This window comes from Enterobacter cloacae complex sp. ECL411, from assembly GCF_021869665.1.
Taxonomy (GTDB): Bacteria; Pseudomonadota; Gammaproteobacteria; order Enterobacterales; family Enterobacteriaceae; genus Enterobacter; species Enterobacter intestinihominis.
Map to the genome: position 1 here is coordinate 4,451,843 of NZ_CP091486.1, position 16,351 is coordinate 4,468,193.

The window sequence follows — 16,351 nt, forward strand, 5'->3', positions numbered from 1 at the left end:
CGACAAAAAAGCGGGTCAGGAAACTGGCCCGCTTTTTTTATGCTCAGTGCCATATCATCAGCGCAATCATACTCACCACAACCAGACCACACAGGGCGCTGGTCAAAATGAACTGACGACGCAGGCGCTCGCAGCGACGGATAAACTCTTCATCGTGGTGATCGCGGTAGCGCTGGTAGTAGATATACCCCACCAGACGCATCTGCTTGCTGGGCTGTCCGTGCGAGGTGAAGAACCCTCCACCGTCCACATATTGATAAAGCAACGGATCGCAACCACGAAGTACCACTAACAGCGCACGTAACGATGAGAAGTAGCGCGCCATATTCACTATGCAAACCACGCATAACGCCCAAAACAATGCGACGGTGCTAATCATACATCCTCCCCGGCGTCCACCCACGAAGCAAGGCTCCTGAGCTACCGCACCCCAATGCCCTGACAGACAGTTCAGTGAAAGAATGACTAAAAGTCGATCCGGTTCGCGTTTTAATATCCGAACGGCTCATTAAATAGTGTAGGAGATCCGTTAATTTTTTTGCCACAAGGTTAATCGTTATCAACACCAAAGCTTGAAAAATATGTTTAACTGGGCCGTAATGAAAGCATCAGACGACGGCTTTCCCATTTAGTCATCGATAACTTAAGGAAGGAGTAACACTATGGCTTACAAACACATTCTTATCGCGGTAGACCTCTCCCCGGAGAGTAAAGTGCTGGTTGATAAAGCAGTATCCATGGCACGTCCCTACAACGCGAAAGTTTCGCTGATTCACGTTGATGTGAATTACTCCGACCTCTACACCGGTCTGATCGACGTGAATCTCGGCGATATGCAGAAACGCATCTCCGAAGAGACTCACCACGCGCTGAGCGAGCTTTCTACCAACGCGGGCTATCCAATCACTGAAACCTTAAGCGGTAGCGGCGATCTGGGCCAGGTGCTGGTTGATGCGATTAAGAAATACGATATGGACCTGGTGGTATGCGGTCACCATCAGGACTTCTGGAGCAAACTGATGTCTTCCGCACGTCAGCTGATTAACACCGTACACGTGGATATGCTGATTGTTCCACTGCGTGACGAAGAAGACGAGTAAGTGCAAAAAAGCCCGGCGGCGCTAACGCATACCGGGCCTACAAGCGGCACTGAATGTAGGCCGGGTAAGGCGAAGCCGCCACCCGGCTTTTTTTATTCCGGCGTACCTGAATAGATATCAAAGCGATGCCCTTTGGTGGTCACCGCGTTAGTGGTCGCAACGTCCGCCAGCGGCGGCGCATAGTCAGGACGTTTCACCACCACCCGCTTCGTCGCCAGTTGACGAGCCGGCTCCAGCAGGCCATCGGCATCTAAATCTGGCCCCACCAGCGACTGAAACACTCGCATCTCTTTCTTCACCAGCGCGCTTTTCTGCTTATGCGGGAACATCGGGTCGAGATAGACCACCTGCGGGCGCGGGGTGATATCGGTCAGCGCCGTCAGGCTGGAGGCATGAATAAGTTGCAAACGTTCCTGTAACCACGAGCCGATTTCCGGGTCCGCATAGCCTCGCGTCAGCCCGTCGTCGAGCAGCGCGGCGACAACCGGATTACGCTCCAGCATCCGAACACGGCAGCCCACCGAGGCCAGCACAAACGCATCGCGCCCCAGCCCCGCCGTGGCGTCCACCACGTCCGGAAGATAGCTCCCTTTAATGCCAACCGCCTTGGCCACCGCTTCGCCGCGACCGCCGCCGAACTTACGCCGATGCGCCATCGCGCCGCCGACAAAATCGACAAAAATCCCGCCAAGCTTTGGCTCATCGCGCTTGCGCAGCTCCAGATGTTCCGGCGTCATCACCAGCGCCATCAGGTTCTTTTCATCATGTTCCAGCTCCCAGCGGGCCGCCAGAACAGATAAGGCGCCGTCACCGGCGCCTGTTTCATCTACTAAGCAGATCTTCACGTAGCAATCAGCCTTTGATTCCGTAATGCTCCAGCATCGCATCCAGCTGCGGCTCGCGGCCACGGAAGCGTTTGAACAGCTCCATAGGCTCTTCTGAACCGCCGCGGGTCAGGATGTTGTCGAGGAACGACTGACCGGTTTCGCGGTTGAAAATCCCCTCTTCTTCGAAGCGCGAGAAGGCATCCGCCGCCAGCACGTCGGCCCACAGGTAGCTGTAGTAGCCTGCGGCGTACCCGCCTGCGAAGATATGGCTGAACGCGTGCGGGAAGCGTCCCCAGGTCGGGCCTGGAATGACGGCAACCTGCTTTTTAATCTCAGCCAGGGTTTCGAGGATTTTCGCCCCCTGCTCCGGGCTGAACTCGGCGTGCAGGCGGAAGTCAAACAGGCCGAACTCCAGCTGACGCAGGATAAACATCGCCGCCTGGTAGTTTTTCGCCGCCAGCATTTTATCCAGCAGTTCTTTCGGCAGCGGTTCGCCCGTTTCGTAATGACCAGAGATAAACGCCAGCGCGTCCGGCTCCCAGCACCAGTTCTCCATAAACTGGCTTGGCAGCTCGACCGCATCCCATGGCACACCGCTGATACCAGCGACGCCAGCGGTTTCGATGCGGGTCAGCATGTGGTGCAGGCCGTGACCGAACTCGTGGAACAGGGTGATCACTTCATCGTGGGTAAACAGAGCAGGTTTGCCGCTCACCGGACGGTTGAAGTTACAGGTCAGGTAGGCAACAGGTTTTTGCAGGGAACCATCCGCTTTACGCATCTGGCCCACGCAGTCGTCCATCCACGCCCCACCGCGCTTGTTCTCACGCGCGTAGAGATCGAGATAGAAGCTGCCGCGCAGCTCGTTGTTCTCGTCATACAGCTCGAAGAAGCGCACGTCCGGATGCCAGACGTCGATATCGGTACGCTCTTTCGCGGTAATGCCGTAGATGCGCTTTACTACCTCGAACAGACCGTTGACGGCTTTGTTTTCCGGGAAGTACGGACGTAGTTGTTCGTCGCTGATGCTGTAGAGGTGCTGTTTCTGTTTTTCGCTGTAGTATGCGATATCCCACGGCTGAAGCTCGTCCACGCCGAACTCCGCTTTCGCAAAGGCGCGCAGCTGAGCTAACTCTTTTTCACCCTGAGGACGGGCGCGTTTCGCCAGATCGGTCAGGAAGTCGAGTACCTGCTGTGGGTTCTCGGCCATTTTGGTGGCGAGGGATTTATCCGCGTAGCTGTCGAAGCCCAGCAGCTGTGCCAGCTCGTGGCGCAGGGCGAGGATCTCCGCCATCACCGGGCTGTTATCCCACTTACCGGCATTCGGTCCCTGATCGGAGGCGCGGGTGCTGTAGGCCCGATACATCTCTTCGCGCAGGGCCTGGTTGTCGCAGTAGGTCATCACTGGCAGATAGCTTGGGATATCCAGCGTTAACAGGAAGCCTTCCTGCTCTTTCGCTTCGGCCTGGGCTTTTGCCGCCGCCAGCGCACTTTCCGGCATACCGGCCAGTTCGGATTCATCGGTAATCAGCTTCGTCCAGCCCATGGTGGCGTCGAGGACGTTGTTGCTGTACTGGTTGCCCAGCTCGGACAGGCGCGCGGCGATTTCGCCGTAGCGAACCTGTTTTTCTTTTGGCAGGCCAATCCCGGACAGTTCGAAATCACGCAGCGCGTTATCGACCGATTTTTTCTGCGCCGTGTTCAGTTCGGCATAATGGTCGCCGTCGCGCAGGTCGCGGTAGGCTTTGTAGAGCCCCTCGTGCTGGCCGACCCAGGTGCTGTACTCGGAGAGCAGCGGCAGGGTCTGTTCGTAGGCTTCGCGCAGCTCCGGGCTGTTTTTCACCGAGTTCAGGTGGCTCACCGGGGAGAAAATGCGCCCCAGCACGTCGTCCACTTCGGCCAGCGGCTGACACAGATTTTCCCAGGTGTACGGCGCGCCCTGCGCGACCACGTTCTCTACCGCCGCGCGGCAGTTTTCCAGCGACTGGGTAACGGCTGGAACCACATGCTCAGGGAGGATTTTAGAAAACGGTGGCAACGAAAAAGGCGTCAGTAATGGATTAGTCATAAACGCTGTCCTGTTGAAATAGATGAATGAAGCGCGCATCCGGCGCTGTGCATATTGTTTTCTGTAATGGGGTTAAGTGTAGAGGATTTCAATGCCGGAGGTTGTCGAAAAACGCCCTGTGGCGCTGCGCTTACCGGGCCTACGGGTAATCTGTGCCGTTCTGCTGTAAACTGTGGAAAATCGTCAATTCAGCGGAAAATCATTACCCATGCTCAGTTATCGCCACAGCTTCCACGCTGGCAACCACGCCGACGTCCTTAAACACACCGTTCAGAGCCTGATCATTGAAGCGCTTAAAGAGAAAGACAAGCCGTTTCTCTACCTGGACACCCACGCGGGGGCGGGCCGTTATCAGCTGAGCGGCGAACATGCCGAGCGTACCGGTGAATATCTGGAAGGCATCGCCCGTATCTGGCAGCAGGACGATCTGCCTGCCGAACTGGAGCCGTACATCGGCGTGGTGAATCATTTCAACCGCAACGGCCAGCTGCGCTATTACCCTGGCTCTCCGCTGATTGCCCGCCAGCTGCTGCGCGAGCAGGACAGCCTCCAGTTGACCGAGCTGCACCCAAGCGACTTCCCGCTGCTGCGCGCTGAGTTTCAGAAAGATAACCGCGCCCGCGTGGACAAAGCCGATGGCTACCAGCAGCTAAAAGCCAAACTACCGCCGGTTTCGCGTCGCGGCCTGGTGCTGATCGACCCGCCGTACGAAATCAAAACCGACTATCAGGCGGTGGTGACCGGTATCAACGAAGGTTACAAACGCTTTGCGACCGGAACCTATGCCCTGTGGTATCCGGTAGTGCTACGCGCGCAAATTAAGCGCATGATCAAGGATCTGGAGGCGACCGGCATCCGCAAAATCCTGCAGATTGAGCTGGCGGTGCGCCCCGACAGCGACCAGCGTGGCATGACCGCGTCCGGCATGATTGTGATTAACCCGCCGTGGAAGCTCGAAGCGCAGATGAACAACGTGCTGCCGTGGCTGCACAAAACGCTGGTGCCAGCCGGTACGGGCCACGCCACCATAAGCTGGATCGTGCCGGAGTAATCGCAGCCATCGGTGGAACCTATTGATTTCAGGTATACAATCGCGGCAATTCACGATTAAGGACAAAAGCTATGACTAAGCATTATGACTACATCGCAATCGGCGGCGGCAGCGGCGGCATCGCCTCCATCAACCGTGCGGCCATGTACGGCCAGAAGTGTGCGCTGATTGAAGCCAAAGAACTCGGCGGCACCTGCGTAAACGTGGGTTGTGTACCGAAGAAAGTGATGTGGCATGCCGCGCAAATCCGTGAAGCTATCCATATGTATGGCCCGGACTACGGCTTTGACACCACCATTAACCACTTCGACTGGGATAAGCTGATCGCCAGCCGTACCGCCTATATCGACCGTATTCACACCTCGTACGATAACGTGCTGGGCAAGAATAACGTCGACGTGATCCGCGGCTTCGCCCGTTTCGTGGATGCGAAGACGATCGAAGTGAACGGCGAGACGATCACCGCCGATCACATCCTGATCGCCACCGGTGGCCGTCCGAGCCATCCGAACATTCCGGGCGCGGAATACGGCATCGACTCCGACGGGTTCTTCGAGCTGCCTGCTCTGCCAGAGCGCGTTGCCATTGTAGGCGCGGGTTACATCGCGGTTGAGCTTGCTGGCGTGATTAACGGCCTTGGGGCGGAAGCGCACCTGTTTGTGCGTAAACACGCGCCGCTGCGTAGCTTTGATCCGCTAATCGTCGACACGCTGGTCGAGGTGATGAACGCCGAAGGCCCAACCCTGCACACCAACGCCGTGCCAAAAGCGGTGGTTAAAAATGCGGACGGTAGCCTGACCCTGGAGCTGGAAGATGGCCGCAGCCAGACCGTTGATTGCCTGATCTGGGCGATTGGTCGTGAACCGGCCACCGACAACTTCAACCTGGCCGCAACCGGGGTGAAAACCAATGAAAAAGGCTACATCGTCGTTGATAAGTTCCAGAACACCAGTGTACCGGGCATTTATGCCGTTGGTGATAACACAGGTGCCGTAGAACTGACGCCGGTTGCCGTGGCCGCGGGGCGTCGTCTTTCCGAGCGTCTGTTTAACAACAAGCCGGACGAACATCTGGATTACAGCAACATCCCGACCGTGGTCTTCAGCCACCCGCCAATCGGCACCGTCGGCTTAACCGAGCCGCAGGCGCGCGAGCAGTACGGCGACGATCAGGTGAAAGTGTATAAATCGGCGTTTACCGCGATGTATACCGCGGTCACCTCGCACCGTCAGCCGTGCCGCATGAAGCTGGTCTGTGTGGGCCCGGACGAGAAGATCGTCGGCATCCACGGCATAGGCTTTGGCATGGACGAGATCCTGCAGGGCTTCGCAGTGGCGCTGAAGATGGGCGCAACGAAAAAAGACTTCGATAACACCGTGGCGATCCACCCCACTGCGGCAGAAGAGTTTGTAACAATGCGTTGATATTGATGCCCCTCTTCAAAGGGGCATTTTTTTAACATTCATAAATCGTTGCAAAACGAATGCTCCGAAAATCGTGATCTACCGCACATATCCCTCCACATCCACCGAAGCGAATGTCTACGCTTATAAGACGCCCGGAAAAACCTGTCTTTTAGAACACACAACCGGAGGTCCTTATCACCATGTTCAACCAGAAACTACAGGCTACCGAGAACATCGAGTTCGAGATTGCAGAAGAGCTGCGCTACGAGACCGATCCCTGCGAGTTGAAACTGGATGAAATGATTGAGGCGGAGCCGGAACCCGAAATGATCGAGGGGCTACCTGCCTCCGATGCCCTGACGCCTGCCGATCGTTATCTTGAACTGTTCGAACATGTGCAGTCGACACGGCTGTTTGCGGACAGCAAAACTTTCCCAGACTGCGCGCCGAAAATGGACCCGCTGGATATCCTGATCCGCTACCGTAAAGTGCGTCGTCATCGGGATTTTGACCTGGCGCGCTTTGTGGAGAATCACTTCTGGCTGCCGGAGGACTACAGTAAAGAGTATGTCTCTGATCCCGGCTTCTCCCTGAAAGAACACATTGATAACCTGTGGCCGGTGCTGACGCGCGAGCCGCAGGATCACATCCCGTGGTCGTCGCTGCTGGCGCTGCCGCAGGCCTATATTGTGCCCGGCGGGCGATTCAGCGAGACCTACTACTGGGATTCTTATTTCTCCATGCTGGGGCTGGCAGAAAGCGGTCGTAACGATCTGCTGAAATGCATGGCCGATAACTTCGCCTGGCTGATTGAGCGCTACGGACATATCCCGAACGGCAACCGCACCTACTACCTCAGCCGCTCCCAGCCGCCGGTTTTTGCCCTGATGGTGGAGCTGTTTGAAGAGGACGGCGTGCGCGGGGCGAAGCGCTATCTTGAGCATCTCAAGATGGAGTACGCCTTCTGGATGGACGGGGCGGAATCGCTGCTGCTCAACCAGGCCTATCGCAGTGCGGTGCGCATGCCGGATGGCTCATTGCTCAACCGCTACTGGGACGATCGTGATACGCCACGGGATGAATCCTGGATTGAGGACGTTGAAACCGCCCGTCATTCCGGTCGTCCGCCGAACGAGGTGTATCGCGACCTGCGCGCCGGGGCAGCCTCAGGATGGGATTACTCGTCCCGCTGGCTGCGCGATCCTGCGCGGCTGGCCAGCATCCGTACGACGCAATTTATCCCCATCGATTTGAACGCATTCCTGTTCAAACTGGAGAGCGCTATCGCCAATATCTCAGCGTCGAAAGGGGATAAAGAGACGGCTGAACTATTCCGCCAGAAAGCCAGCGACCGGCGCGCGGCGGTGAACCGCTATCTGTGGGACGAAGAGAACGGCTGTTATCGTGATTACGACTGGCGCCGTGAAGCCCTGGCGCTGTTCTCTGCGGCCAGCATTGTGCCGCTGTATGTGGGCATGGCGACGCATGAGCAGGCTGAACGGCTGTCCGATGCCGTTAAAGCCCGTCTGCTCACGCCGGGCGGTATTCTCGCCACCGAATATGAAACAGGTGAGCAGTGGGATAAGCCGAACGGCTGGGCACCGCTACAATGGATGGCGATCCAGGGGTTCAAGCAGTACGGCAACGACTCGCTGGGGGATGAGATCGCCTGGAGCTGGCTGCACACGGTAAACCATTACTACAAAACCCATCATAAGCTGATTGAGAAGTACCACATCGCCAGCAGCACGCCACGCGAAGGTGGCGGGGGTGAGTATCCGTTGCAGGATGGCTTCGGCTGGACGAATGGGGTGGTGCGGCGGTTGATTGGGCTGTATGGGGAGCCCTGAGTCTCACCCCTCACCCTGACCCTCTCCCCTGAGGGGAGAGGGGACTTAACGGTGCGGCCTTTTCTCCCTCGCCCCTTTGGGGAGAGGGCCGGGGTGAGGGGGAAAAATAATCAGCGGATCACTTCATAAATGGCAGTCTGGATGGACTGCCATTTTTTTGTACTGGCATCGGGCTGCGTCTTCGCGCGGCGCGTTGCCATATCGGCGTCGTGCTGCTGACGTTTCACTACCGCGGGGACGGTACAGAATGCTTTCAGGTACTGCTTACGCATAGACGTCAGCGATTCGCCGTTCGCCATCGCATGGCTAAGCGTATTAATAAAGCGTCGGCAGGGCTTTTGCTCTGTCATTTGCAGGCGGTAGCGCAACATCACTTCCAGCACGTCATCGTAGCCTGCCGACAATGCCTCCTCCGTCCATGACATTTTCCAGTCCATGCCACCCTGCAAGAACAGGAGCGCCACGCGGGTATCGTTGCGGCTAATCGCTGAACGGAAGTTGTTTTCATCCCAGGTGACACCCATGCGCGTCAGCGTTTCTCGCGAGGAAGGCGTTTCGCGCATCTCCTGCACCGGCGCGGGAGATGCCGTGCTGGCCACAGTCGGCTGCGGTTTACTGCTGGTTACCAGCCAGGCTCCTCCCACGACAATCGCGATAACCATCACGCCAACCGCTCCCCACAGCACGCCGGAAATCAGCTGTTCGCGCTGCTCTGGCGTACGCGCGGCGCGCTGAGTCGGTTTCTCTATGCTGTCACGCACTTCAAACAGATCGCCGCCTGTTGTGCGGTCTATTTTTTGCGCCTTTTCCCAGAATGCATGCAGCTCGCTTTCATCCACCGCCATCAGCGCCGCCGGGTTAACGCGTGTCCGCCCTTCCTCAAACGCGCGCTGAACGGAGCGGGTGATCTGCATGTAATAGCTGTCGAGCAGCTGGATTTGCGCCCCGCTCAACGGCTGCTGCACGGTGATGCTGTTGCGGATTTGACGGATATCTTCGAGGAAGGTTTGCAGGGTTTTGCGGGGTTCTACCAGCAGCGTCAGCATGTCCGGGGCGTTAAACAGCGACACGTAGTAGCGGCTAAATTCTTTCTTATCCACCAGCAGCTGGGCCAGCTCACTAAATAACATGCCGCTCAGAACATCATTAATTTCACCGTTTTTCAGCCAGCGACGCACACGTTCAGCATTAAACAAGGTCTTAAGATGATTATTCAGCCGCACCGGATCGGGCCATGCCTGCTGTATCAATCCTTTTATCATCAGCTCAATGGCAAGCACCTGTTTCTGCGCCTGGAGCTGGCTCGCCTTGTCTGGCACCCTCCCGGTATCGTAGGTCAGAAGGGGCTGTTGCAGACGCAGATATTCAAGGGATGTGACGAAGCGCATCGCCGCAATCAGCTGGTTTTCGCTGACATCCTGCCCGCTTTCATACTGGGGAACGCGCTGCTGAAGCAAGCGTAATTGCAGCGTAAAGGCCGTCATTTCCGCATCATTCAGGTTCAGCTTTCTGGCTACGGCGCCCCACCCGCCCAGCCCCAGGCGGGCGCTATCCAGTTGTTCCAGAAACCAGCGTGGATCTTTTCCTTCAGAAACATGTACATTCAACAGAAGTAAGATTTCAACAGACGCCTGGCGGATCGCCGCCAGACAGTGTTCAAACTGTTCGCGGGTATGATGCGATGAGCTAATCATCATTGTTTTCCTTGAGAGACAATGAGTACCGCCAAAGCGGCATTAAAAGTCGTTTTTCTTTTTATTTATAGGAGGTTAAACATACCTGACTTTCTGTTGAAATAAAGTGACAACCCTATAATCATTTGCAATGTCTCCGGAGGATCGTCATGCCCGCCTTAACCACCGCGCGTCTCACCTGCTTGCCGCTGCAAGAGCAAGACTGGCCCTTTTTTCTGTCGCTACAGCAAAATCCTGACGTGATGCGTTTTGTCGCCCATGAGCGTAGCGAGGCTGACATTCGGGAGGCCTTTGTGTCTCGTCTGTTGCCGTGGGCACCGGGCAGCTCGCACTGGCTCTGCCTTGTGGTGCGTGAGACGGCCAGCCAGACGCCGCTGGGCGTAACCGGCTATGTGCACCGGGAAGCAGATTGTGCCGAAGTCGGTTTTCTCTTTGCGCCCTCTGCGCAGGGGAAAGGTTACGGCTTTGAATCTCTGCGGGCGGTGTGTGATTTCGCGCTGACCCAGGGCAATATCCGTCGGCTCACCGCGACCGTGACGGCGGGAAATATCGCCTCAAGGCGACTGCTGGAAAAAACAGGTTTTCAGCTGGAAGGTGAGTTGCGCGAGAGTTATTTCCTTTCAGGGCAATGGCATAACGACTGGCTATTCGGTTTACTGAAAAAGGAATATCTGTTCAGTAAAACCTGATCAACGGCCATTTGGCGGATATTCCCCGGGCTGTTTTCCCTTTATAGTTCCGCCATAAAGAGGAAACGCTTATGACGGGTTATGCAATGCAGATATCTTCTGCTGCAATCGCATTAATTAAAAAACAGCAGGGTCTTTCCCTGGAGAAATACCGTGACGAAAAGGGAATATGGGTTATAGGTTACGGTCACGTGATTCGCCAGTGGGAAAAATTTAACGGCCTCATCACGCCGACTGAGGCGGAGAATTTGCTTTTCAATGATATTCATTTATGTGAGTCGCTGCTGCGGGAAATGAACAAACGCCCATTAACCCAACAGCAGCATGATGCACTGGTATTAACGCTCTTCAGTTTTGGGGAAGATTCCCCTCTGCCAGAGAAGATCCTTCAGGCCGTCGCCCGGGTATAGTACATCGCGGCCTGCGTCCGGTTTTTGACATCAAGACAACGGAAAAGCGTCTCAAGATGGGCTTTTACCGTTGCCGCACTGATATTGAGATTACGACCTATCTCTTTATTTGACTCTCCGGCCGCCAGTAATTTCAATACCTCACGCTGGCGCTCACTTAACAATGACAGCTCATCATGAGAGGAGTGCTGGTTCATCCACTCGCCGGGAAAACAGACCATCCCTCGCGATACAGAATCCAGCACGGCGGAAAAGCGTTCGGGATTCGCATTACGAGGGATTATTGCCACCACGTTGCGCTGTAGCATTTGCTCAACCCAGCGAGGCTCTTTTTTCGTTAACACCAGCACCACGCGCGCTGTTGGAAAACGATTCATAATCTCTTCCGGTAAAGCCACACCGTTATCATGAATTAAATACCCATCTATCATGACGATAGCGGAAGGTGACGCGGATAAGTGTGCCCATAATTCATCAGTCTGACGAGTTCCTGTCAAATCTATTTCCGGAATTAATTTCTGCAAACTGCACTTCGCTCCATGAATAAATAATGACTGCCTGTCAAACATGATTACTCGCATCGTATTACTCCTCTGAGAATAGCGAAGGGGGATTCTACAGAGGCATTTTTTAAGAAAAAACTCAATGAATGGAGAGGTTACAATTCACCCAGCTCTCTTTATATCTTTCATCATTTAGACACACCTGCTTTAAGGATTTCCTTAAGAGGGTTCCCTCCCCCTTAAGTCTGAACATTACAGGAACATACCGCCTGAAACTTCAATACGTTGCGCATTCATCCAGCCCAGTTTGTCACTGAGCAACGCCGCAATGGCGTCACCGATATCATCGGGCAGGCCCACCCGTCCCAGCGCCGTCTGCGAGGCCAGCAGCTGGTTAAGCTCCGCATTATCCCTTACGCGTCCGCCTCCAAAGTCGGTTTCAATCGCGCCAGGCGCGATGATATTGACGGAAATTCCGCGCACGCCAAGCTCTTTTGCCTGATAGCGGGTCAGCACTTCCATCGCTCCTTTCATTGCTGCGTAACTCCCTGAACCTGGCTGAGTAAAACGGGCCAGTCCGCTTGAGACGTTCAGGATCCGTCCTCCGTCTTTTATGAGCGGCAGCAGCTGTTGTGTGAGGAAAAACGGACCTTTGAAGTGAATATTCACCGCATCATCAAACTGCGCTTCTGTCGTCTCGGTATAGGGTGCGTATAACCCTGTACCTGCGTTGTTCACTAAATAGTCAAAGGTGTCACGTTGCCAGACGTGTGTAAGGGTTTCCTTCACCTGTTGAGCGAAGCGCGCAAAACTTGCCGTATCGCCGACGTTAAGCTGCAATGCTGCCGCTTTTCTACCTTTTCCCTCAATTTCGCGTACAACTTCCTGCGCCTCCTGCTGACTGCTGTTCCAGGTCAGGATGATATCTGTCCCTTCCGCAGCAAGCTTCAAAACCGCATTTTTACCCAGGCCGCGGCTACCGCCCGTCACTAATGCAATACGTTCACGCATAATTCACCTCGTTTCGACTGCGATGAAGATTGAGAATGAGCTTATTAGATGGTAGAAAATCAATAAATAGTGCCGCCAACGCTTCACTGTTTCATTTCAAACAACAATGACCCATATCTATGGATAAAATATACGCAATGCAGCTTTTCCTTCGCGTCGCGGAACTGGAGAGTTTTACCCGCGCGGCGGAGACGTTAAGCCTGCCGAAGGGGAGTGTCTCGCGGCAGATCCAGGCGCTGGAGAACGCGCTTGGCACTCAACTGCTGCACCGCACTACCCGCCGCGTCAGCCTGACGCAGGACGGCATGGTTTATTACGAACGCGCAAAAGATCTGCTGATGAATCTGGACGAACTGGACGGCATGTTTCTGCACGACCCTTCCACCATCAGCGGTCGGCTACGTGTGGATATGCCCGTTGCCATTGCACGAAATGTCGTCATTCCGAAACTGCCTGCATTTTTACAACAGTTTCCCGGCATTGAGCTTGAGCTAAGCAGCAGCGATCGTCTGGTCGATGTCATCCGCGAAGGATTTGACTGCGTGGTTCGCGTGGGAAACTTGAAGGACTCCGGGCTTATCGCCCGCCCGCTTGGGAAGCTTTCAGTGATTAACTGCGCCAGCCCGGATTATCTCACGCGATTCGGCTACCCTGAGACGCTGGATGATTTGGGCTCACACGCCCTCATTCATTACTCCGCCACGCTGGGCACCCGTCCTCTGGGTTTTGAGTATTTCAACGGCAGCGCGACCCAGTGGATAAAAACGGGAGGCGTTTTGACGGTTAACAGCACGGAAACCTACCAGGCCGCCTGTATCGCCGGGCTTGGCATTATTCAGGTCCCGCGCGTCGGGGTGCGTGATGCCCTGCGCACGAAAAAACTCGTTGAGATCCTGCCGCAATATCGGGCTGAACCAATGCCCGTCTCCCTCATTTATCCCCACCGCCGTAATCTCTCCCGTCGGGTGCATGTGTTTATGGAGTGGCTTACCGAACTCACAAAAAGTTACGTGGACTAGTCGCAAGCTATAATTCAGTAACATCCAGCTCAACGAAAAGGAAAATGCGCGTGACGCCGGAAAATAACCCGCAACGACCGACTCAACATTTAGATTATGAACCCATCAAAAAGATGGATAACGAGCCTGAAGCGCCGAAGGAGCCTGGAACGACCAGCAAAGCGCTGGGCACCGTGACCGGCATAGCCGAAAAAATTCAGCAGATACCCGCGATTGCTCACCTGATCCGCGCCGCTGAGCGCTTTAACGACCGCATGGGAAATCAGTTTGGCGCGGCGATCACCTACTTCTCTTTCCTGTCGATGATCCCCATCCTGATGGTGTCGTTTGCTGCCGCCGGTTTTGTTCTGGCGTCTCACCCGACGCTGTTGCAGGACATCTTCAATAAGATCCTGACCAACGTCAGCGACCAGACGCTCGCCACGACGCTCAAAAGCACCATCAATACCGCCGTGCAGCAGCGTACCACCGTGGGTATCGTCGGGTTGCTGATTGCGCTCTATTCCGGGGTTAACTGGATGGGCAACCTGCGTGAAGCCATTCGCGCCCAGTCGCGTGACGTCTGGGAGCGTACGCCGCAGGATCAGGAGAAGATATGGGTGAAGTATTTGCGCGACTTTATCTCGCTGATTGGTCTGCTGGTGGCGCTGGTCATCACGCTCTCTATCACCTCGGTCGCCGGTTCTGCGCAGCAGATGATTATCTCCGCGCTGTATCTGGACTACATTGAATGGCTGAAACCGGCCTGGCGCGGTATAGGGCTTGCTATCTCCATCTTTGCTAACTACCTGCTGTTCTTCTGGATCTTCTGGCGTTTGCCCCGCCATCGGCCGCGCAAGAAGGCGCTGATCCGTGGGACGTTGATTGCCGCCATTGGCTTTGAGGTGATCAAAATTGTGATGACCTATACGCTGCCATCGCTGGTGAAGTCCCCCTCCGGCGCGGCCTTTGGTTCGGTGCTGGGGCTGATGGCCTTCTTCTATTTCTTCGCACGCCTGACGCTGTTCTGTGCCGCGTGGATCGCCACCGCAGAGTATAAAGACGACCCGCGCATGCCGGGAAAAACCCACCACTGATGTCCTGTCGGGCTGATATTTCAGCCCGATTCATCATTTCAGCATATAAATCCAGACCGTAACTTTTATTTAACTCAAAACCAGTTTTAATGACTGATATTTAAAATGTGTGAAGCATTTCATGGAAGTGTTTTCGCTGGCCTGAAAATTATCCGCTTTTTGTTGCTTTTATGACCATGTCACGCCTTTGTTACAGATTGAAATGTCGCTTTTGCTGTGCCTAATATGGCCCTTCGTTCGTCCAAAAATAAGAAAATATTATGCAAGCAACAGCCACCACACTTAACGAAGGGGCGGAACACGTTCCGGTCAACTCCCGCAATAAAGTCGTCGTCGCATCGCTGATTGGCACCGCCATTGAGTTCTTCGACTTTTATATTTACGCCACCGCTGCGGTCATTGTCTTTCCGCATATTTTCTTCCCGCAGGGCGACCCGACGGCAGCCACGCTACAGTCTTTAGCTACCTTTGCTATCGCCTTCGTTGCGCGTCCTATAGGTTCAGCGGTCTTTGGCCACTTTGGCGATCGCGTCGGTCGTAAAGTGACGCTGGTTGCCTCGCTGCTGACGATGGGGATCTCCACCGTCGCCATCGGCCTGCTGCCGACCTATGAAACTATCGGCATTCTGGCGCCTGTGCTGCTGGCGCTGGCGCGCTTTGGTCAGGGCCTGGGGCTGGGCGGGGAATGGGGCGGCGCGGCGCTGCTGGCGACCGAGAACGCCCCGGCGCGTAAGCGTGCCCTGTATGGCTCTTTCCCACAGCTGGGCGCGCCGATTGGCTTCTTCTTCGCGAACGGCACCTTCCTGCTCCTCTCCTGGCTGCTGACCGATGAACAGTTCATGAACTGGGGCTGGCGTATTCCGTTCGTCTTCTCTGCCGTGCTGGTGCTGATTGGCCTGTACGTGCGCGTGTCGCTGCACGAGACGCCGGTCTTCGCTAAAGTCGCCGCGGCGAAAAAGCAGGTTAAAGTTCCGCTGGGGACGCTGCTGACCAAACACCTCCGCGTGACCGTGCTGGGTACGTTCATCATGCTGGCGACCTACACGCTGTTCTATATCATGACCGTGTACTCCATGACCTACAGTACCGCCGCCGTACCGGTCGGACTGGGCCTGCCGCGTAACGAAGTGCTGTGGATGCTGATGATGGCGGTTATTGGATTTGGCGTGATGGTGCCCATCGCGGGCCTGCTGGCGGATAAATTTGGCCGTCGTTCAAGCATGATCGTCATCACCTCGCTGATCATCCTGTTCGCACTGTTTGTCTTCCCGCCGCTGCTGGGTTCAGGTAGCCCTGCGCTGGTGATGGCGTATCTGCTGATTGGTCTGAGCCTGATGGGGCTGACCTTTGGCCCAATGGGCGCGCTGCTGCCGGAGCTGTTCCCGACTGAAGTGCGTTATACCGGCGCGTCGTTCTCCTATAACGTTTCGTCTATTCTGGGCGCCTCGGTGGCCCCGTATATCGCCACGTGGCTTCAGGCGAACTATGGTCTGTTCTATGTGGGTGTCTATCTGGCGGCAATGGCAGCGTTGACGCTGATTGCGCTGCTGCTGACGCACGAAACTAAGCATCAGACTCTGTAAGCGAATGCCGGGTGGCGGCTACGCCTTACCCGGCCTACGATTCACATGTAGGCCGGGTAAGCGC

15 protein-coding genes are annotated in these 16,351 nt (G+C 55.5%); 9 read left to right on the forward strand and 6 right to left on the reverse strand.

The window, feature by feature from the left end:
• Nucleotides 1-43 precede the first annotated feature (43 nt).
• Complete coding sequence (uspB, locus tag L3069_RS21420; protein ID WP_003861224.1) at nucleotides 44-379, reverse strand: universal stress protein UspB; 336 nt, start codon at nucleotides 377-379, stop codon at nucleotides 44-46.
• 283 nt (nucleotides 380-662) lie between these two features.
• Between uspB and uspA the strand changes: the two genes are divergently transcribed.
• Nucleotides 663-1,100 (forward strand): universal stress protein UspA, encoded by a 438-nt coding sequence (gene uspA / locus L3069_RS21425; RefSeq protein ID WP_003861223.1) that lies wholly within the window; start codon nucleotides 663-665, stop codon nucleotides 1,098-1,100.
• A gap of 92 nt (nucleotides 1,101-1,192) precedes the next feature.
• Here uspA and rsmJ read toward each other — a convergent pair whose 3' ends face one another.
• Nucleotides 1,193-1,945 carry a 16S rRNA (guanine(1516)-N(2))-methyltransferase RsmJ gene (gene rsmJ, locus L3069_RS21430; protein ID WP_032677156.1) on the reverse strand — a complete coding sequence of 251 codons (753 nt, stop codon included), beginning with the start codon at nucleotides 1,943-1,945 and terminating at the stop codon, nucleotides 1,193-1,195.
• 7 nt (nucleotides 1,946-1,952) lie between these two features.
• Nucleotides 1,953-3,995 carry an oligopeptidase A gene (prlC, locus tag L3069_RS21435; RefSeq protein WP_038416884.1) on the reverse strand — a complete coding sequence of 681 codons (2,043 nt, stop codon included), beginning with the start codon at nucleotides 3,993-3,995 and terminating at the stop codon, nucleotides 1,953-1,955.
• A 208-nt stretch (nucleotides 3,996-4,203) separates the two neighbouring features.
• On the opposite strand from prlC, the gene L3069_RS21440 reads away from it, so the two are divergent.
• From L3069_RS21440 to L3069_RS21450, 3 genes are all read left to right on the forward strand, one after another.
• Nucleotides 4,204-5,046, forward strand: a complete 843-nt coding sequence (locus tag L3069_RS21440; RefSeq protein ID WP_038416885.1) for a 23S rRNA (adenine(2030)-N(6))-methyltransferase RlmJ — start codon at nucleotides 4,204-4,206, stop codon at nucleotides 5,044-5,046.
• A gap of 71 nt (nucleotides 5,047-5,117) precedes the next feature.
• Nucleotides 5,118-6,470, forward strand: a complete 1,353-nt coding sequence (gene gorA, locus L3069_RS21445) for a glutathione-disulfide reductase (RefSeq protein WP_022649710.1) — start codon at nucleotides 5,118-5,120, stop codon at nucleotides 6,468-6,470.
• Nucleotides 6,471-6,652: 182 nt separating this feature from the next.
• Nucleotides 6,653-8,302 (forward strand): alpha,alpha-trehalase, encoded by a 1,650-nt coding sequence (locus L3069_RS21450; RefSeq protein WP_022649711.1) that lies wholly within the window; start codon nucleotides 6,653-6,655, stop codon nucleotides 8,300-8,302.
• A 110-nt stretch (nucleotides 8,303-8,412) separates the two neighbouring features.
• Here L3069_RS21450 and L3069_RS21455 read toward each other — a convergent pair whose 3' ends face one another.
• Nucleotides 8,413-9,999 carry an STY4199 family HEPN domain-containing protein gene (locus L3069_RS21455; RefSeq protein WP_038416886.1) on the reverse strand — a complete coding sequence of 529 codons (1,587 nt, stop codon included), beginning with the start codon at nucleotides 9,997-9,999 and terminating at the stop codon, nucleotides 8,413-8,415.
• 146 nt (nucleotides 10,000-10,145) lie between these two features.
• Between L3069_RS21455 and L3069_RS21460 the strand changes: the two genes are divergently transcribed.
• On the forward strand, nucleotides 10,146-10,685 hold the full coding sequence (locus L3069_RS21460; protein WP_038416887.1) for a GNAT family N-acetyltransferase: 540 nt from the start codon (nucleotides 10,146-10,148) through the stop codon (nucleotides 10,683-10,685).
• A gap of 71 nt (nucleotides 10,686-10,756) precedes the next feature.
• A complete protein-coding gene (locus L3069_RS21465; RefSeq protein ID WP_022649714.1) occupies nucleotides 10,757-11,095 on the forward strand; it encodes a lysozyme in 339 nt (112 codons plus the stop codon).
• Here the strand turns inward: L3069_RS21465 and L3069_RS21470 are convergent.
• Nucleotides 11,074-11,676 carry a response regulator transcription factor gene (locus tag L3069_RS21470; RefSeq protein WP_038416888.1) on the reverse strand — a complete coding sequence of 201 codons (603 nt, stop codon included), beginning with the start codon at nucleotides 11,674-11,676 and terminating at the stop codon, nucleotides 11,074-11,076. The genes L3069_RS21465 and L3069_RS21470 overlap by 22 nt on opposite strands.
• A 174-nt stretch (nucleotides 11,677-11,850) precedes the next feature.
• Nucleotides 11,851-12,609: an SDR family NAD(P)-dependent oxidoreductase gene (locus tag L3069_RS21475; RefSeq protein ID WP_038416889.1), complete on the reverse strand. Its 759-nt coding sequence runs from the start codon at nucleotides 12,607-12,609 to the stop codon at nucleotides 11,851-11,853.
• Between the two features lie 119 nt (nucleotides 12,610-12,728).
• On the opposite strand from L3069_RS21475, the gene L3069_RS21480 reads away from it, so the two are divergent.
• The 3 genes from L3069_RS21480 (at nucleotide 12,729) to L3069_RS21490 (ending at nucleotide 16,287) form a co-directional block, all read left to right on the forward strand.
• Entirely contained in the window at nucleotides 12,729-13,628 is a 900-nt protein-coding gene (locus L3069_RS21480) for a LysR family transcriptional regulator (protein ID WP_032621978.1), read from the forward strand.
• Nucleotides 13,629-13,678: 50 nt separating this feature from the next.
• Nucleotides 13,679-14,704: an inner membrane protein YhjD gene (gene yhjD / locus L3069_RS21485; RefSeq protein WP_022649719.1), complete on the forward strand. Its 1,026-nt coding sequence runs from the start codon at nucleotides 13,679-13,681 to the stop codon at nucleotides 14,702-14,704.
• Between the two features lie 260 nt (nucleotides 14,705-14,964).
• On the forward strand, nucleotides 14,965-16,287 hold the full coding sequence (locus tag L3069_RS21490; protein ID WP_038416891.1) for an MFS transporter: 1,323 nt from the start codon (nucleotides 14,965-14,967) through the stop codon (nucleotides 16,285-16,287).
• The last annotated feature ends 64 nt before the right edge of the window (nucleotides 16,288-16,351 follow it).